This window comes from Mycobacterium malmoense, from assembly GCF_019645855.1.
Classification (GTDB): Bacteria; Actinomycetota; Actinomycetes; order Mycobacteriales; family Mycobacteriaceae; genus Mycobacterium; species Mycobacterium malmoense.
This window is the reverse complement of record NZ_CP080999.1, coordinates 351,229-369,136: the sequence shown is the minus strand read 5'-3', so window position 1 is coordinate 369,136 and position 17,908 is coordinate 351,229. Positions and strand designations below refer to the sequence as shown.

Below are 17,908 nucleotides of genomic sequence, written 5' to 3'. Positions count from 1 at the left end.
TCACTCGTGCGGCGTCAAATCCAGCGAAGTGATGGTTGTCATCCTGGTCACCAGCCAGCGGCCTTTGGCGCGTTTCATGAACAACCGGTAGGACAGGTACTTTAGCGCCGGGACGTTCTTGGTCAGCGGACTGGTGGACGTGGTGTTGGTGTAGACGATGACGACGGCATTCGGGTCGTCCAGCGATTCGACCGCGGCGCCGGTGACTTCCGTGTTGTTGGTGACTTTGGCCTGCTTGTTGGGGGCCACGATCGTGTCGACGAATTTGCGGTACTGGGCCTCGAAATCGCCGCTGAGGTAGGTGGCGGCGCGATCGGCCAGGGTGTCCATGTTCTCCGGCGTGTAGGTCCACAGCGTCGTGATGGCATTGGCCGCGGTCCGGGCCACTTTCAGCTTGGTCGTGGCGGTGGCGCGATCGGTGAGGTATGGCTGGACTGTCGCGCCCGCGAATGCCGCCGAGCCGACGAACAGCGCGGCGGCGGCGGTGACGGCGATGGCGAGCCGCTTGCCGGCCAGCAGTTTGGTCCGGGTACGGCCGCCTTCGGTGACCCCGACCGTTTCGGCCTCGGCGTCGGGTTGTCGCGCCGCGTCACCGTCGGTCTCGTCGGGGGCGGCCTCAGCGGATTCCGTTGCAGTACCGTCGCTTTCGTCGCACCGCGCGGCGTCACCCTCCGGGGCGTCCGTGTCCGCGTCGGCGGTCAGATCACCTGCAGCAGGTTGCTGATCTTCCACTGATTCCCTTCCTGCGTAACGGTTGCCGTCCAGCGATTGGTGTTTTCGAATACCTGCTTTTCGTCCGGCGACTTGGAGGTGACCTCGGTGGCCACCATCACCGTGGCGCTGCCGTCGTCGTTCCACCGTTCCACGCCGGCGCCCAGGACGGTGCCGGTCGCGGGTTCGGCCCGGGCGACCTGGAGCAGGATCTCGTTCGCTTCCTCGTGGTACTGCTTGGCGAAATCGCCCGTCGCCTGGCCCAATATCCGGGCCACATAGTCGTTGGCGTGATAGGGGTCGACCGAGGTGAACTGGGCCATGAACCCCGTCACGTAGTTGAGCACTTCGCGGTCCTTTGACGCGGCACGCACGCGGGATTCGTGCGAGATCAGCATCAGCGTGCAGACCAGGATCGCGGCGGCCATCAGCATCGCGGCGGCCGTGGCGGCCAGCGGCAGGCCCCATGGTCGCCGCGGTGGGGCCGGGTGCGCGACGAGGAGTGGCTCCTCACCCGGTTGAAACTTGCGGCGGGGACTCATTTTCCGTTCCCGGGCGGTTTCGGCTTGGTCAGGACGGTGAGGTCGTCGACGCGCCAACGGTCGTCGCCGCCCTTGGCGAAATTCACCCGGACGGTCGCGCTGATGTAGCGTTCCTCCGGCGCCGCGCCCCGCCGGCCCTGCATGAACAACAGCATCGTCGCGCGATTCGGCGTCGCCGATTCGATCGAGCCGTCGGTCACCCAGTACTCGTTGATCACCGGGTTCCCGTGCTGCACAACGCCTTGCTGAGCCGCCAGCTGACCGCGATATTTGTCGGTGGCCAGCGATCGGGCGCGCGCGAAATCGTCGTTCAACGACTTTGGGTCGTACGTCAACATCTGCGCGACGATCTTCGGCCCCTGCGTCGCGATCTGTGCGCGAGTGTGGTCGCTCGCCCGATCCCGGGAGTACACCACCGCATAGCTCACGGCTGCACCTCCCAGGCACAGCGCCGCCGCGGCCAGCACCGCCATCGCGGTCCACCGTCGCATGTTGGGCGGGCGGTCCGCTTCGACGCGTCGCACTTCGGTGCGCAGCAGCAGGTCGGCAAAGGTGCGGTGGCGTGAATCCCACAGCGGCCACAGCCATCCCACCACCGATGCGGTGTCGAGCAGGTGCGCCACGTCGCGCAGCAACAGCCTCCACGGCCCGGCGGCCGGCCCGTCGCGGCGGGCCACCGCGATTCCGAAGAGGGCGCGTCCCAGGCTCCACCCGGTGGCCGCCGGCAGCAGCAACCGGTTGACCAACATCGCCAGGATGGCCAGCCCGATGACGGAAACGCACGACCACCACCACACGCCGCGTCCGGGCACGGTCAAAGCCACCAACGCCATCGTCGTGGCCACGGCGATAACCGGAAGGACGTCGACGGCGAATGCGCCGGCACGAAAATTCCACGGCGCCAACGTATCCCGCGGTGACCGCTGGACGGCCGCCGTGGTCTGAGCCTCGTCGACCACCACCGTCACTTCGTCACCTGGTCGAGCTTGGAGATCTTGTACTGACCGTCGGCGAGTGCCATTGTGACCCGTAGGCGGTAGCCGGCTTCGTTTTGGGACTGATCGGTGGACACCTTGACACGCATGGCGACCAACACGTCGACCGAGCCGTCGTTGTTGTTGCGCTCCACCGCCGCCCGCACATCGGACACCTGAACGTGGACGTTCGCGGCCTGATAAGCCTGCACCATCATGCTGGTGTACAGGAGCGCCTGCGAACGGAAAGCGTCTGTGCCACAGTCGATGATCTTCTGCTCGCTGGCGGCCATCGCGTTGGTGTCGGGCGCCTGGGTCGCCGACACGCAATCCACCGCCGCCTTGAGCGCCGCGGCATCGTTGCGCGCTATGGCTTGGCTTTCGTGGTGGAAACGCAGCGCAAAGTAGCCGCCGGCCCCGAGGGCACCGGCGCACAGCACCAGCGCGGCGGCGATGCCGGCCAGCCACCCGCGACCCAGACGCGACGGACGGCGCTCGACATTCCCGCTCCCGGCCTCGGAGTCCGCCGAATCCTCGGCCGTTACCTGATCCTGCAACGAATCGTTCGCGTCGATTCAGCCGGCTGGTGCCAGCATCTCCTTCCATCCGTCGTCTCCTGTTTTGGTCGAGTTTTCGACGGAGTATTTGGCTCCGTCGGGCCCTACCAGTTCACCGCTTTGGGGGCTATAGACGGCTACAGGAGGCCCGCTCGGAGTGTAAACACACGGGTTGGGCTGTTGGCCATTGCACTGCACGGTTCCGGTTCCCGGCCGCGACAACGGATCGCTGGTGGGCGGGGGGGTCCCCGCCACCCGGTCCGAGGGTGCGGGGTTCAGGCCAGTGTCGACTGATGGTGCCGGGATCACCAGGCCCGGTTTGACCGGCTGATCGCAGCGCGCCGACGGCGCGGGGCAGGTCAGGAGTTGGTTGGGGTCGCCGTACCAGGGGTTGGTCCCGGCCGGCACGTAGGGTTTGGGGTCGCGGCATTCCCGCGGCGAGGCCGCGCGCTTGCCCGGGACATCGACACAGGGGATGTTGCGTGATCCGCGCACGCTGTTGGCCGGGGTGTCCATCGGGATCTTGCAGTAGGTGCCCGAGGGCAACGGCTGCATGCTGGTGTCGGCCGGTGATCGCCACTGTGACGCCGGAATGAACCCGGTCAGACACGGCGGCGGCTGGTTGATCGACAACGCCAGGTCCAGGGCGGCCATGTTCGGGAACGGCGCGGCCACCGTCTGCGCGATCGACGCACCCTGCGGCAGGAACACCAGCACCTGCTCCACGCCGGTGTGGTACTTCTTGAGCAGGTCGATCACCACCTCGAGATTCGCCAGCGTCTGCGGCAGCGAATCCCGGACGTCGCTGAATACCTCGTTGACTTGATCGGCGGTCGGTGCCGCCTGCGACAGCACGCTTTTCAGATGCCGGTCTTGCTGGGCTGACTGTGCGGCCAACGTATTGAGGTTGTGTGCCCAGCGCTCGATGGCGTCACCGGATTTGACCTGGCTGTCGATCACCGGTCCGGAGTTCGCGATGATGTCGTTGATGTCGGTGATGTTGGTTTTGAAGTCGCCGACGATGGCTTGGGTGGAGTCGACTAGTCGTTGCAGGGCGGGGCCTAGGCCGCCGACGGATTGCGCGGTTTCGTCGAGCAGGGAGCCGATCTTGTCTTTGGGTAGTACTGCGAGTCCGCGGTTGGCGGTGTCTAGTGCTGGGCCGATCTCGGCGGGCACGGTGCCGTGGGTGATGGTTTGCCCGGGTGAGAGGTTTTTGCCGGGGTTTCCCGTGGAGACTAGGTCTAGGTATTGTTCACCGACTGCTGATACCGAGTGCACGTGGGCGATCGCGTCGGCCGGGATTTTGTAGCGGCTGTCGATGCTTATCGTGGCTTGGGCGCCGTGTTCGGTGGGTTCGACGTCGGTGACTTTGCCGATGGTGATGCCGCGGTAGGTCACGTTGGCGGTGGGGTATAGGCCTCCCGAGGCGGGTAACTCGGCCTTCAGGGTGTAGCGGCCGATGCCGGCCAGGCTCGGGATCTGTAGGTAATACACCCCGAGCACGAGCAGGGAAATGACCGTCAAGATGCCGAAGGCGACTAGCTGGCGTCGGATGAAGGGGGTCAGCAATTGCGGTCCCCCCTTTCCACCAGCGGCCCGCCCGGGGCGTCATTGGGGTTAGGGGTGTAGCGCACGTCGGGGATCATCGTCTCGGGATCACGCCCAAAAGACTGCTCAAGAGCCCGCAGCGCCCCCGACAACCCCGTCCCGGTAAGAAACGCATTATCAATCGCGCTATAGGTCAGGTCGAGGGTCAGCGACACGTTCACGTAGTCACCGCGGAATAGCTTGGGAACGGTGTCGATGTCGAACGGCTGGGTCAGGATTAGCTTTAGTGCGCCGATCAGATATGGCGAGGCGCGGCCGAGTTCTTTGAGTGGGCATTGCAGGGCTTGCAGGTCGGTGTGCAGGGGCCCACGCGCCTCCGCCAGGTAGTGGTCGGCGGCTGCGCTGAGTCGTCCTACCGCGTCGGTGGCGTTGATGAGTAGTTGTTTGGTGTCGGCGAAATGTTTGATCAGCGGCGGGATGTCGGTCAGGACCCGATCGAGCACGTCGGCGCGCCCGCCCACGTAGGTCAGTAGCCGGTTGGTGGAGTCGATGGCGTGGGTGATGTCCTCGCGTTGTTGATTGAGTTGAGTGGTGAAGGTGTCTAGCTTGCCCAGGAAGGACCGGATCTGCTCGCCTCGGCCGTGAAAGATGGTGTAGACCTCGTTTTGCAGCACCTCCAGGTTTGGGATGCCGCCGCCGCGCAGGATCAGGGCGAGGCTGGCCAGGGTTTGCTCGGTGGTGGGATAGGCCGAGGAGTTCTTCAGCGGAATGGTGTCGCCGTCCCTGAGCGGCTGCGGGGAGGGGTTGGGTGGGGCGGCTAGCTCCACATGCTGGGATCCCAACAGGCTGGTCTGGCCGATCTTGGCGATCGCGTTCTTGGGCAGCTTGACGTTTTTGTCGATGCCCAGCGTCAAGGTGGCGATCCAGTTCTTGAGCGCGATGGCGCGGATCGAACCGACGAACACATCAGCGACCATCACCTTGCTGTTGCCGTTGATCGCCAACGTGTCGGGCACCTGCACATAGACGGTGTAGGAGCCCGCCCCACTGCCCGGACCACCCGGAATCGCCACATTAGAGATCCCCCGCCAACCACACGAGCTGGCCACCAGCACGGCCACCAACACCACCAGCCCCTGCCAACCCCGCCGCCGGATCCAACCCAGCACGCTCACTGGCCACCTCCCACGTCAGCGGGTCCACCCGCGTTGGGTGCGGGCGCGGCCACCGGCACCGGCGTGGGAGCGACGGGACCCGGGGCTACCTCTGGTCCGGGTGGTGGCGGCGGGATGGGCACGGGAGCGTTGAGCCCCATGGGCGGCAGGATGGGGTTTTCGTCGTAGGCGTTGGGGGGTCCCGGCGGGGTTTGCAGGGTCGATTGCACCGGTGCGATGTTGGGTCCGCCCATCAACTCCGCCAGCGAGTCCGGGGTCATCAGGCCCGCGGTGATCGGCCCGACCTGTTGGCCCTGCATGCCCGGGGCCACGATCCAGCCGGGTTGGGTGTTGCGGTGCGACGTCGGCGTATCCGGGCTCCAGATCCCGGGCACGGTGGTGTCCTTATACCCGTTGGGTGGCTGTAGCCGCGGCTCGGAGTAGGCGACCTCCTTAGGCAGCGTTTCGGCGGTGGAAAACAGGTTCAACCCGAACGGCAAGTAATTGAACTTGATCGCGTCAAGGATCGGCGCCAGATATTGCGCGCACAGTTCGGCGGAATCTTGATACCCGAGCCGGCTGCCGGCCTGAATCGAGCTGCAGATGAACTGCATCGGATTGGCGAAGTTGGTGATCGCCGGAACGGCGACAACCGAACCGTGCGACGGGTGATAGATCTGGTTAATATTCGCGGCGGCCGTCGGAAGAACATGCAGCGCGGTCTCCAGCCCGTTGAGCGAATCGGGTTGCAGCAGGGTGTTTGTCGCGGTGGCCAGGTTGTTGACGTCGTGGGTGAGCACCTCGCGGTTTTTGTTCAGGAACGGGCGCACCGTGGTCAGCAGCCCGTCGAGCTGGCCGATGGCGTTGGCCAGGGCGCCGTCGGAGCTCGCCAGGCGGGTGGTGAAATCGGCCAGGTTTTGATTCAGGGCGACGAACTGCGCGTCGTCTTGATGCAGTGCGTTGACGAACAGCGCCAGGCTTTTGACTACGGCGAAGAAGTCGCCGCGGCCCTCGTTGAGCGCGGTCAACGCCCGCGAGAGGCTGTTCAGTGTGGTGTTGATCTGCTTGCCCTTGCCGGCCAGCCCATCAGCGAACGAGGTGATGACCTCCCCGAACGGGCCGGTGGGCTGCTGGGGGGTGGGGCCGAGTTTGGCGATGATGTTGGTGATGCTGTTACGCAGCTGATCCCACTCCACGGGCACCTGGGTGCGCTCCTGGGGAATCACCGCGTTATCGGCCAGCACCGGCCCACCCTTATAGGCCGGCTCCAACTGAATCGCCCGTGAGGCCACCAACGTCGGGTTCAGGATCACCGCCGAGGCGTTGGCGGGCACCTTGTATTTGTTCTGGTAGTGGAAGGTGACCTTCATCGCGTCCCCGGCCGGTTCGATCGCATCGATCGCCCCCACCCGCAACCCCATGATCTGGACCTTGTCCCCGGCATACAGGGCGTTGGCCGCCGGGAAATAGGCCACCACCGTGTTATTCGTCAACTTCTCATACAGCCGCCAACCGACATACCCGACGACGAGGGCCAGCACGATCACCAGCGACCCGAGGATCACCGACGTGCGGGACAGCTTGGGCAGCCGAATGTTGCGGATGTCAAAGATGGTGCTCAATTCTGGCTACCCCCTCCCGCCGCGCCGCTGCCTCCCGCACCGCCGGGGTTGATAAACGGGGCCGGCAGCTGCTCACCGGGCCCGGCTGGTGCCGGCGGGCCCGGGGGCAGGCCCGGCGCGAACGTCGACGGCGGCGGCGTGGGCCCGGCCGGCGCCACCCCCTCAGTGCGCGCGCCCGGCGGCGCCTGCGTCGGTAGCGGCACCGGGGTACCGACAACATTGGGAGCCGGCTGTCCCGGGCGCCCGGCGATCGGGATGCCCGGCGTGGGCGGCAGACCACCGGGATTCGGCGACCCCGCCACATCGATCGGCGCGGGGAACCCCGGCCCGCCGAACGGGCCAGCGGCAGCACCCGCACACGGCAACGGATTCCACGGCCGCGGCAGACCCTCGTCGCCCACGGTGACGTTGCCGCCGGGATTGGCTGGGGTGTAGGAGCAGGGTGATCCGGGTGGGACGGCCGGCCCGGGATGCTCCGGGGTGCCTTCGAGCGCCGGCGGCGCCGGCGGCGGCGCGCCGTTGGGGAACCGGGTGCCGTTGGGGTCGGGCCACCGGAATTCGGGCAGTCCGGCGCTGCGCCAGAAGTTCTCCGGGTCGATGCCACGCTTTTTGAAGGCCGCGTCGACCCAGGGCTGCAGGATCTGATACGGCGCCAGGTTGTGCAGCACCACCTTGAAGAACGGGCCCGACGCGATGGCCTCGTTGAGCGACGGCAGGAACTTGCCGACCTCGGTGAGTCCGGCGGCGACGTCGTCCTTGCGCTGCACGAGGATGTCGCTGACAGTGCGCAGCTGCTCCAGCACGTGGTTGAGGTTGGGGTTGTCGTTGATCAAGCCCTTCACCTGTTCGGAGAACGCGGCGACGTTGCCCAGCAACGCGTCGATAGCCTGGCCGCGTTCGTTGAAGGCGGCCAGCAGTGTCTTGGCGTTGACCAGCGCCCGGTCGATCTGCTCGCTGCGGTCACCCAGCACGCTGGCCACCTGGTTGGCCTGGGCCAGCAGATGGGTGACCTGTTCGTCGCGTTTGCCGATGGTGTCGGAGAACCTGGCCACCCCATCGAGCGCGGCGCTCAAATGCGGGTAGGTCGCATCGATGGTCTGCGACAACACGTGCAGCGACTCTTTGACCGTGTCGATATCCCAACCCGAAGCGGCCTTGGTGACATCAAAGAACGCGTCATAAATCTGATAAGGCGTCGTACTTTGACCCAGCGGCAACGCGGCCCCGGGCCGCAACGTCTGGGAGCCCCGCGCCTCGACCTCGAGAATCTTCTTACCCAAAATGGTGTCGGTCTTGATCGCCAACCGGCTCTCGGTGCCGATAGTGTTAGCGCCGATGGAGAACTTCAGCACGATGTGGTCGCCGTCGATCTTGAGGCCCTCCACCTTGCCGACGTCCACCCCGGCGATACGCACCTTGTCCCCGGTATTGATGCCCCCCGAATCGGTGAACTGCCCGTAATAGCTCGGCTTGGCGAACAGCATCGGCACACTGGTGAAGCTTTGACCCACGCCGATGACCAAGGCCGTCACCAGAATGCCCATGATCCCAATACGCAGCCGATTGGGGGGTTCCAGCGTTCTCATTGCGGCGTGCACCTCCCCGTCGGCTGCTGGAACAGCCGCACCGTGCGGACCGGGCCGCCGCCCTGCAGACCGTTGAGCTTGACGGTGATGTCGCAGGCGTAGAAGTTCACGAAGTCGCCATAAGACCCGATGCCGCGCCCGATCATGTTCAACGCGGTCGGCACCTTGTGCAGGTAGTCGTTGAGCTGGTCGCGCTGATCGATGAGCGGCTGCTGCACCGCGTCCAGATAACCCAGGGTTTTGTGCAGCAGCGAGCGGTCTTCGGCCAGCAGATCGGCGACCGTGCCCGCGGCGTTGCTGATGTGGGCGGTCCCGCCGGCCAGCTGATCGCCGTGGTCTTTGAGCCCGGTGATGAGCACCTCGAGGTGGTTGACGGTCTGATCGAATTGCTGGCGATGCCGCACCGTGGTGTCTAACACGATGTTGAGGTTCGTGATCACCTCACCGATCGCTTGGTCGCGCTCGCCCAGCCGTGTGGTCAGTTGCGCGGTCTGATCCAAGATGTCGTTAAGGGTGCCGCCCTGACCCTGAAACACCGTGATCAGCGTGGTGGCGATGGTGTTGACCTTCTGCGGGTCCAGCGCCCGAAACAAGGGTTTGAACCCGCCGATCAGCGCGTCCAAATCTAGGGCCGGGGCGGTCCGCGCCAGCGGGATAAACCCCCCCGGCGGCAAGACCTTCTCGGCGCCTTCGCCCTGACCGCGTTTGAGCTCCAGGTAGCGGTTGCCGATCAGGTCCAGGTAGCGGATCTGGGCGGTCGTCGACTCATACAGCGGCACCGCGCGATCCACGGCGAACTCCACCCGCGCCCGCCTACCGCCCTCGACCAGCTGCACCGAGGAGACCTTGCCGATCTCCACCCCCGAGGCGCGCACGAACTGACCCTGTCGCAGACCGCTGACATTGGCGAACTCCGCCGAATACCCGTAGGTGCGGTCAAAACGCATCTGACCGAACACCACGATGATCATCACGGTAAAGATCAACAGCACCACCGAGAAGGCGCTGAGCCGCACGAGGGTACCGGTGATTTTCATGGGTTGATCGTGTTATCCCCGACTTGGCGGCCCCAGACATACTCGAGCGCATACGGCGAACCCGTGTCCAGATGGTTATACGGCGCAATGCTGTTGCCGGAGTCCATCACCAATTCGGGTGCGGGCCAAAGGTCGTGGGTGATGTGCTGCCAGCACCCCGGGGCGCCTCCCGGTCCACCACGAGCGTTCACCCGCGGCAAATTCTCCGGATAAACATAAGGATTCGGCGCACCGCCGACCAATCCGGCAAGACCCCCGAGTCCCATGGTGAGCACGCTGGCAGCCGTAAGCGATAGCGGATTCGCAATGAGTCCCAACCCCGACAGCGCCTGAGTGTGGCTATTGAGCGAGTAGCCGTTGCCGCCCAGGAACGAGGCGGCCTTGGGCTCGATGTCGTGGTAGTTGCGGACAGCGCAGAAAATGGCGGGACTGTAGGTGTCCAGCAGTTGGGCCGAGGGCACCAGGTCGGCGGCGCCGCGCGCCAGATACGGTCCGCCGCGGCCGAAGATGTCGGCGCCGGTGTTGCCGAACCCGGCCGCCGACAACAACGCCTGATCGAGATCCTTTTGCTGCGCGTTAAGGGTGCGCGAGGTGATCACCGCGTTGTTGAGGAAGTCGAACAGATCCGGTGAAGCGGCGCCGTAGGTGTCACCCAGATCCGCCAACTGCGCAATGTCGCGGCGGGCCTGCGGCATCCGCGGATTGACATCATCGAGGATCGCGTTGGCGTTAACGATCGACTGCCCGAACCGATCACCGAGCCCGGCCAACGACTGCGCGGCCGCCGACAGCGTCAGGTTCAACTTGACCGGATCCACCTTTTCCGCGATCGAGGTGATGGTCTGAAACAACGTGTTGATCTCGGTGGTCACCGACCTCGCATCAATCACCGTGTGCGGGGTAATGCGTTGCGGGGACGGGTTTTTCGGCGTCGTCAACGACACATACTTGCCGCCGAACACCGTGGTCGCCTTGATATCGGCATCCACATTGGCCGGAATCAACGACAAATACCGTGGGTAGACGTCCAGGCTGAACTTGGCCGCCGGCCTCCCATCACGCACGGTCTCCGAAATAGAACCCACCCGGCCGATCTGCACCCCGTTATAGGTGACCTTCGAGCCCGGATCCATCACCAACCCCGCCCGCGAGGCCACCATCGTCAACCGGGTCGTGGGCGTGAAATCACCCCGGAACTGCCCATACACCAACACCAAAACCAGCGCCCCGACGACCAGCAAAATGATCCCGGCCAACTTATACGGCGGGTTGCGCGGGGCATTGATCTTGGCGGGGCCCTTCACCGGTGAGGTCATGGCCGCTACACCGTGAGCGCGAAGTTGGGGTTGACGCCGTAAAGCGCCAACGCGGCACATAGGACAACCACCGGCACCGTGACCAGCGAGAAGCGCATCGACCGGCCCACGGCCTCACCCACACCGACCGGCCCGCCGCCCGCGTTATACCCGTAATAGCAGTGGGTGATCATCACGGCCGCGGTGATCAGGATGGCCTCCAGAAACGACCAGAACACGTCGTCGGGGCGCAAAAACGTGCGGAAATAGTGGTCATAAGTGCCGTTGGACTGCCCGTAGAGCACCGTGGTGGTGATCTGCGGAGACAGGAATGCCATGATCATCGCCAGCGCATACAGCGGAATAATCACCACCAGCCCGGCCATGATCCGGGTGGTCGCCAAAAACGAGATCGACTTGATGCCCATCACTTCCAGGGCGTCGATCTCCTCGCTGATCCGCATCGCCCCCAACTCCGCGGTCGCCCCGGCACCGACCGTGGCGGCCATCGCGATACCGGTGACCACCGGGGCGGCGATGCGCACGTTGATCAGCGCGGCGAAAAACCCGGTGAACGCCTCCACCCCGATGTTGCCCAGCGAGGCAAAACCCTGGATGGCCACCAGCGAGCTGCCCGACAGCGTCACGAAACCGACGATCGCGGCGGTGCCACCCACGACGGCCATCGCCCCGGTGCCCATGCCGATCTGGGCGATCAGCCGCAGCGTCTCCTTGCGATAGTTACGTAGCGCGTGTGCCATATGTCCGACGGCGACCGCCCCGAACCAGGCCATTTGACCGATGTCGTCGAGCGCGCGGGCGGCCGCACCGCCGTAGCGGTTGAGGTTTTCGGCCGCTCGGGGGAAGCGGGCGCGCAACACGGCGGTGGTCGACATGTCAGTGCCCCGTTCCGAATCGCACACCGATCGTGGTCAGCACCACGTTGACGGCAAACAGCGCGACCACGCACAACACGACGGTCTCGTTGACGGCGGTGCCCAGCCCCTTGGAGCCCCCACGCACGGTCAGCCCGCGAAAACAGCCGACCAGCCCGGCTATCAAGCCGAAACATGCCGCCTTGACCATCGCGATGACCACTTCGGGCAGGCCGGTGATGGTGGTCAGGGTGGCCAGATACGCCCCGCCCGACACGTTTTGCAGATACACCCCGAACAGGTAGCCGCCCACCAGACCGACCGTAATCACCAGGGCATTCAGCAGTGTGGCAACGACCGTGGCGGCGACCACCCGGGGCACCACCAGCCGGTGAATCGGGTCGATGCCCAACACCTCCATCGCGTCGATCTCCTCGCGGATGGTGCGCGCGCCCAGATCCGCGCAGATCGCCGTCGACCCCGCGCCGGCCACCACCAACACCGTGACCTGCGGCCCGAGCTGGGTCACCGCGCCGATCGCCGCGCCCGCACCGGACAGATCGGCGGCACCGAACTGGGCCAGCAGCACATTGAGCGTGAAGATCAGCAGCACCGTGAACGGCACCGAGACCAAGATGGCCGGCAGCAACGCCACCCGCATGATGAACCAGCACTGCAAGATGAACTCGCGCCACTGAAAGGGCCAGCGGAACAACGCTTTTCCAGTCAGCACACACATCCGGAAAAACCCACCGACGAGGGTCAACGGCGTCTGCAGCTGATCACGCAGATAACCAACCAGGTAGGGGCCCGTCGACGTCGAAGTCACCGCTGCTCCCTCACCCTGGCGCCGCGTGCCCGTGGGCGCCGCGGCGAATCGTGTTGCACGCCTCGCCCCCTCGCCGCTACGCGGCTGGGGATGCCTCCTCCTTGCACCGACTCGTGTGTGCTCATCGGTTCCCTACTCGCAAGTAGTAACGGAGACCACAGGAATGTACCCGATGGTTCTTTCCGTGTGAACCACATCCGCACAATTACCCCTTCGTTAATGGCGGGCAAACGTTACAGTTTCCTCAGCCTTCCTCTCTGGTTGCTGAATCACTTGCAGCTGAATGGCTTTCAGCTGTATATATGGCTCCGTAGCGCACCCGTAGCTCAGTCTTGAGGACCTTGCCGGCGGGGTTGCGGGGCAGCGCGTCGACGATCTCGAGCGCCTTGGGGTGCTTGTAGCGCGCCAGCCGCTCGGCCAGAAACTCCTCCAGATCGTCGAGCCGTAGCTCATCGCCGGCGACGGCCGCGACCGCGATCGGCACCTCACCCCACTTCTGGTGGGCCCGGCCAATGACGGCGACTTCGACTATCCGGGGATGGCCGGCGAGCACGTTCTCCACCTCGGCGCAGTAGATGTTCTCGCCGCCGGAGATGATCATGTCCTTCTTGCGGTCCACCACCCAGACGTAGCCCTCCTCGTCCATCCGGACGAGGTCTCCCGAGTGGAACCAGCCGCCGGCGAACGCCTCCGCCGTCGCCTCGGGGTTGTTCCAGTAGCCGCTCATCAACGTCGGTGCGCGGTAAACGATTTCGCCCACTTCTCCGACCGGCACGTCGTTCATGTTCTCGTCGACCACGCGGGCGGCGACGGTCGGGATCACCTTGCCGACCGATCCGCGTTTGCGGATCGCGTCGTCGCCGAGCAGCATGCAGGTGACCGGAGACATCTCCGTCTGGCCGAACGCGGCCAGTATCTGGGTTCCGGGGAACGTCGCCGACATCTCCCGCAGCAGCGCGTCGGGCGCCGGAGCGGCTCCCCACGACATCACCCGCAACTTCAGGTCGCGGGGCCGCGCGTGCTGCTCGGCGCAGACCGCCTGCCACTGGGCGGGCACCAGGAAGATCCCGGTGACCTTCTCCGCGGCCAGCACGTCGAGCAGTTGCCCGGGATCGAACGCGCCCAGCGGATAGATCACCGTGGGAGTGCCCAGCAGCATGCCGATCAGCAGGTTGCCGATTCCGGCGATGTGGAAAAAGGGGACCCCGACGAAACCGACGTCACCGTTTATGTCGGCGCCGGTGGTGTAGAGCCCGGTCATCGTCTGACCGGTCAGGTTGGTGTGGGTCAACACCGCGCCTTTCGGGCGGCCGGTGGTGCCCGAGGTGTACATGATCAGCGCCGGCGAGTCGTCCGGGATGTCTGGGATGTCCCTGGGGCCGTGCGCATCGCCGGGCTCGTTGACGAGGTCCTCGTAGCCCAACACGCCGTCGCCGGTCGAGCCGCCGGCCGCGACGATCGTGTCGAGCAACGGCTGGATGTCGCGCACCCCGACGGCCACCGGGGCAAGCACCGCCTCGGTGATCATCACGCGCGCTTCGCAGTCCTCGACCAGGAAGGCGATCTCGGCCGGGGTGAGCCGGAAGTTCAGCGGGACGGCGATGGCCCCCAGGGAGTTGACGGCAAGCACCGACTCGACGAATTCCGTGCGGTTGAGCATCAGGATCATGACCCGGTCGCCGAAGCCGACCCCCCGGCGGCTCAGCGCGTCGGCCAACGCCACCACCCGGCGGCGCAACACGTCCCACGTGATCGTGTCGCCCAGGAACCGCAGCGCCGTCGCGTGGGGCTGCATGAGCGCGTGCCGTTCGAGTTGGTTGACCCAGTTCTGCCGCCGGGCCAGATACGGCTGCTCTTTAGGCGAAGAAGCTTGCGTCAGGTGGCTGGCCAATTGCGCGGTCAACTAACTGTCTCCCCTTCACTCGCACACCGCTTGCGCCAGGTTGATATTTGATAAAACATAGTGTTGTGTGGATCACACTATGGCTTTGACGCCCCCGTGACAAGACCCGGTCAAGCCCCGCCAAGCCCCTGAAAGTCCTGGCAGCCCCCGTGAACGCACCGACATCCATGCAGCCGAGGACCCGGCGGCGACTGCGCCGGGCGCAGTTGTCCGACGGGGTCGCGGGCCACCTGCGGGCGGCGATCATGTCCGGGACGTTGCGTCCGGGAACGTTCATCCGACTCGACGAGACCGCGGCCGAACTCGGGGTCAGCGTCACGCCGGTCCGTGAGGCCCTGCTGAAGCTGCGCGGCGAGGGCATGGTGCAGCTCGAGCCGCACCGCGGTCACGTCGTGCTGCCGCTGACCCGGCAGGACATCCAGGACATCTTCTGGCTGCAGGCCACGATCGCCAAGGAGCTGGCGGCCGCGGCCGCCGACCGCATCACCGACGCCGAGATCGACGAGCTGGAGCGCATCAACGACGCGCTCGCGGCGGCCGTCGAGTCCAGCGACGCCGAGACCGTCGCCGGCATCGAGTTCGCGTTTCATCGCGTCTTCAACCAGGCCAGCGGGCGGATCAAACTGGCGTGGTTCCTGCTGAACGCCGCGCGCTACATGCCGGCGTTGGTGTACGCGGCCGATCCGCAGTGGCGCGCGGCCGCGGTCGACAACCACCGGCAGTTGATCGCCGCTCTGCGCCGGCGCGACGCCGCCGCCGTCATCGAGCACACGGTCTGGCAATTCACCGACGCGGCAAGCCGGCTGACCGAGATGCTGGACCGCACGGGAATTTTCGGCTGAGCCGCCCGGGCCCTAGCCGTTGGCGGCCGGTTGCTCGGCGCGCTGCTTCAGGTTTTCCGCGAGGCGCTCGAGCACGTTGTTGAGAAGCTGCTTCACCACCGGCGCGGGCACCGGCATCACGGTCTCGACGTCCACATCCACCGTCAGCAGACTGGACGCCCCGGTCTCCACCACGCTGAACAATTGTTCCTGCTTGGAGAACAGGTCGCCCTGCTGCAGGGCGGTCTGGATCTGGTTGACCCCCGGGTAGTAGACCGCCTGGATGAAGGTGCTCTGCATGCCTTGGACCTCGGTGTCGAGCCGCAGCTGGCTGGGGCGCCCGTCATCGTAACGGGCGAGCACCCACAGGCCCTTGATCCCCTCGTTCCACTCCGGGTAACGCTCGAAATCGGCAACGATGGCCATGATTGACGCGGCGTCGGCGCCGATCTCGACGGTCTTGCTCAAAACTGGCATTGGCGAAGCATAGCCGGGCGTGCGGCTGGCTTCGGTTCCGCCGAAACCTAGTGGTCGCCGGCACCGAGTCTGCGTTGGTGGCATCCAGACTGCACTCAGATCGCGTTTGAGCGCTCAGCGTCGCTCCCACCGCAGTCTCGGCGCCTCAGCTAGTGGTCCACGCGGGCCGTCGACAAGAGGGAACGGATGGCGGCGGGGATCGGGACGGGCTTGCGGGTGGTCCGATCGACGTAGACGTGCACCCAGTGCCCCAGCGCGGTGATGGGCCGCGCCGGCTGTTCCTCGTGGCCTTCCCCGCACTGGAAGACGCCGAGCCGGTAGGTGACGCTGCTGTTCCCCAGCCGGGTCACCGCCAGGCCGACGACGAGCGCTTCCGGGAAACGCAGCTCGGAGAAGTAGCGGCAGCCCGACTCGGCGACGATGCCCGGCGACGGCGTGGTGAGCGGGTCGAGGCCGGTGCTCGTGTTGATCCAGGCGTTGATCGCGGTGTCGAAGAGCTGGTAGTAGACGGCGTTGTTGAGGTGGCCGAACATGTCGTTGTCGGCCCATCGGGTGCCGACCGCCCACAGCACCGGAAAGTCGTTGCTGGTCAGCTCGTTCGGCGGACTTGGACTCATGGTCTACCAGTACCGCATGGCTTGCCGAAACAGGTCCGCCAGAACCGGTTTGCTCATCTCTCGCGGGGCGTTCTGCAACAGGCGCTGCTGCGGATACGCGCCCGCCGTCAGGGCCGCCACGTCGTCCTCGGTGTAGCCCACCCCGCCGAGGCCGTTCGGCATGCGCACCGCCCGCATGATGCGGATGAGTTCGCCGGCGAGCACCTCGCCCGCATCCTGCACGCCGGCGCCCCGCGTGTCGGCGCCGAGCAGGCGCGCGCCCTCCAGGTGCCGCTGCGGGCTTGCCTCCGCGGTGAAGCGGAACGACGCCGGCGCGTTGAGGATGACGGCCATGCCGTGCGGCACAAGTGGCTCACCGGCCGGGTAGCCCGAGGGGCGGAAGTCACGCACCAGCCCCGCCACCGCGTAGGCCATGCCGTGTGGTGTGTGAACGCCGGCGTTGCCGAACGCGATGCCCGCAAGCGTTGCGGCCCACATCATCTGCTCACGCGCCTCGTCGTCGGAGGCGTCGTGCACCGCGCGCTCCAAAAACCGCCCCAGGAGGCGCAGCGCCTCGCGGCAGCCCAGGTCGCTCCACGGATTGGCGCCCTGGCTCATCGGTCGCAGGCTGGGCCGTTCGGGAGCGCGGCGCCGGACGTAGGGTCGCGCGGTGTAGGACTCCAAGGCATGGGACAACACGTCGAGCCCCGCCGAGGCGACGACCTCAGGGGGCAGGCTCGCGGTGCAGTCGGGGTCGACGAGCGCCTCGGTGGGACGCAGCGCGTGAGAGACGATGCCCGTCTTCGCCTTTAGCGACACGAGGTCGAAGATCGCGATGCCGGTCACCTCGCTGCCGGTGCCCGCCGTGGTGGGGCACGCGATGTGCGGCTTGAGCGGGCCGGGCACGGGTTTGCCCTCGCCGATGGGCGCGTTGACATAGGTCAGCAACTCGGCCGGATAGGTAGCGCACAGGTTGGCGGCCTTGCACGTGTCGATGACGGAGCCGCCGCCCAGCGATACGTAACCGTCGGGGTTCAACTCCCGAGCGAAACGCGCCGCGTCCAGAAACGAGGCGTCGGTGGGCTCGACGTGAACGTCGGTGTAGGTGGCGACGTCCAGTCCGGCCGCGACGAGCGAGTCGCGCGTCGTCGTGAAGATGGGCAGCCCGGCCACGCCGGCGTCGGAGAACAACGCCACCCGCCGCAGCCCGAGGGCGCTGGCCCGCTCACCCACCTCGGCCAGGCAACCGCGTCCGAAGGTCACCCGCGACGCGTCGACGGTGAAGGCTCGGTCGCAGTCCTCGGCGGCAATGGGAAGGTCGCAGCACGCCATCCGTCCTCCTGAGCCGGTCGCGACGGCAATCTACCGCACGCGGCCAAAC

17 protein-coding genes are annotated in these 17,908 nt (G+C 66.0%); 1 reads left to right on the top strand and 16 read right to left on the bottom strand.

The genetic code is table 11. The annotated features are described in order from the left end of the window. From K3U93_RS01725 to fadD5, 13 genes are all read right to left on the bottom strand, one after another. Positions 1-732 carry a mammalian cell entry protein gene (locus K3U93_RS01725; protein ID WP_083010697.1) on the bottom strand — a complete coding sequence of 244 codons (732 nt, stop codon included), beginning with the start codon at positions 730-732 and terminating at the stop codon, positions 1-3. After that, complete coding sequence (locus tag K3U93_RS01720) at positions 699-1,253, bottom strand: Rv1363c family protein (protein ID WP_071508780.1); 555 nt, start codon at positions 1,251-1,253, stop codon at positions 699-701. The genes K3U93_RS01725 and K3U93_RS01720 overlap by 34 nt, the downstream gene beginning before the upstream one ends. Continuing rightward, on the bottom strand, positions 1,250-2,221 hold the full coding sequence (locus K3U93_RS01715) for an RDD family protein (RefSeq protein WP_083010698.1): 972 nt from the start codon (positions 2,219-2,221) through the stop codon (positions 1,250-1,252). Before K3U93_RS01715 ends, K3U93_RS01720 begins: the two co-directional genes overlap by 4 nt. Then, the gene (locus K3U93_RS01710; RefSeq protein WP_434084836.1) at positions 2,218-2,802 is read right to left on the bottom strand and encodes an Rv1363c family protein; all 585 of its coding nucleotides are present in this window, start codon (positions 2,800-2,802) and stop codon (positions 2,218-2,220) included. Before K3U93_RS01710 ends, K3U93_RS01715 begins: the two co-directional genes overlap by 4 nt. Further along, on the bottom strand, positions 2,803-4,353 hold the full coding sequence (locus K3U93_RS01705; RefSeq protein ID WP_220688575.1) for a virulence factor Mce family protein: 1,551 nt from the start codon (positions 4,351-4,353) through the stop codon (positions 2,803-2,805). Then, positions 4,347-5,498: a virulence factor Mce family protein gene (locus K3U93_RS01700; RefSeq protein ID WP_220688613.1), complete on the bottom strand. Its 1,152-nt coding sequence runs from the start codon at positions 5,496-5,498 to the stop codon at positions 4,347-4,349. Before K3U93_RS01700 ends, K3U93_RS01705 begins: the two co-directional genes overlap by 7 nt. Positions 5,499-5,503: 5 nt before the next feature. Beyond that, the gene (locus K3U93_RS01695) at positions 5,504-7,108 is read right to left on the bottom strand and encodes a virulence factor Mce family protein (RefSeq protein WP_083013046.1); all 1,605 of its coding nucleotides are present in this window, start codon (positions 7,106-7,108) and stop codon (positions 5,504-5,506) included. Next, the gene (locus K3U93_RS01690) at positions 7,105-8,694 is read right to left on the bottom strand and encodes a virulence factor Mce family protein (protein WP_083013045.1); all 1,590 of its coding nucleotides are present in this window, start codon (positions 8,692-8,694) and stop codon (positions 7,105-7,107) included. The genes K3U93_RS01695 and K3U93_RS01690 overlap by 4 nt, the downstream gene beginning before the upstream one ends. Next, positions 8,691-9,731 carry a virulence factor Mce family protein gene (locus K3U93_RS01685; protein ID WP_220688574.1) on the bottom strand — a complete coding sequence of 347 codons (1,041 nt, stop codon included), beginning with the start codon at positions 9,729-9,731 and terminating at the stop codon, positions 8,691-8,693. Before K3U93_RS01685 ends, K3U93_RS01690 begins: the two co-directional genes overlap by 4 nt. Continuing rightward, complete coding sequence (locus tag K3U93_RS01680) at positions 9,728-11,047, bottom strand: MCE family protein (protein ID WP_220688573.1); 1,320 nt, start codon at positions 11,045-11,047, stop codon at positions 9,728-9,730. The genes K3U93_RS01685 and K3U93_RS01680 overlap by 4 nt, the downstream gene beginning before the upstream one ends. Before the next feature lie 5 nt (positions 11,048-11,052). Continuing rightward, entirely contained in the window at positions 11,053-11,922 is an 870-nt protein-coding gene (locus K3U93_RS01675) for an MlaE family ABC transporter permease (protein WP_071512567.1), read from the bottom strand. Position 11,923: 1 nt separating this feature from the next. Further along, on the bottom strand, positions 11,924-12,640 hold the full coding sequence (locus K3U93_RS01670; protein WP_420915394.1) for an MlaE family ABC transporter permease: 717 nt from the start codon (positions 12,638-12,640) through the stop codon (positions 11,924-11,926). Between the two features lie 334 nt (positions 12,641-12,974). Then, on the bottom strand, positions 12,975-14,633 hold the full coding sequence (fadD5, locus tag K3U93_RS01665) for a fatty-acid--CoA ligase FadD5 (protein ID WP_071512569.1): 1,659 nt from the start codon (positions 14,631-14,633) through the stop codon (positions 12,975-12,977). Between the two features lie 149 nt (positions 14,634-14,782). Here fadD5 and K3U93_RS01660 point away from each other — a divergent pair, with 149 nt between their 5' ends. Next, positions 14,783-15,475, top strand: a complete 693-nt coding sequence (locus K3U93_RS01660) for a GntR family transcriptional regulator (protein WP_071512570.1) — start codon at positions 14,783-14,785, stop codon at positions 15,473-15,475. A 12-nt stretch (positions 15,476-15,487) separates the two neighbouring features. Here the strand turns inward: K3U93_RS01660 and K3U93_RS01655 are convergent, their stop codons facing one another. From K3U93_RS01655 to K3U93_RS01645, 3 genes are all read right to left on the bottom strand, one after another. Then, positions 15,488-15,931: an SRPBCC family protein gene (locus K3U93_RS01655; RefSeq protein WP_071512571.1), complete on the bottom strand. Its 444-nt coding sequence runs from the start codon at positions 15,929-15,931 to the stop codon at positions 15,488-15,490. 149 nt (positions 15,932-16,080) lie between these two features. Then, positions 16,081-16,548, bottom strand: a complete 468-nt coding sequence (locus tag K3U93_RS01650; protein ID WP_071512572.1) for an acyl-CoA thioesterase — start codon at positions 16,546-16,548, stop codon at positions 16,081-16,083. 3 nt (positions 16,549-16,551) lie between these two features. After that, positions 16,552-17,859 carry a hydroxyacid-oxoacid transhydrogenase gene (locus tag K3U93_RS01645; RefSeq protein WP_083012491.1) on the bottom strand — a complete coding sequence of 436 codons (1,308 nt, stop codon included), beginning with the start codon at positions 17,857-17,859 and terminating at the stop codon, positions 16,552-16,554. Positions 17,860-17,908: the final 49 nt, after the last annotated feature.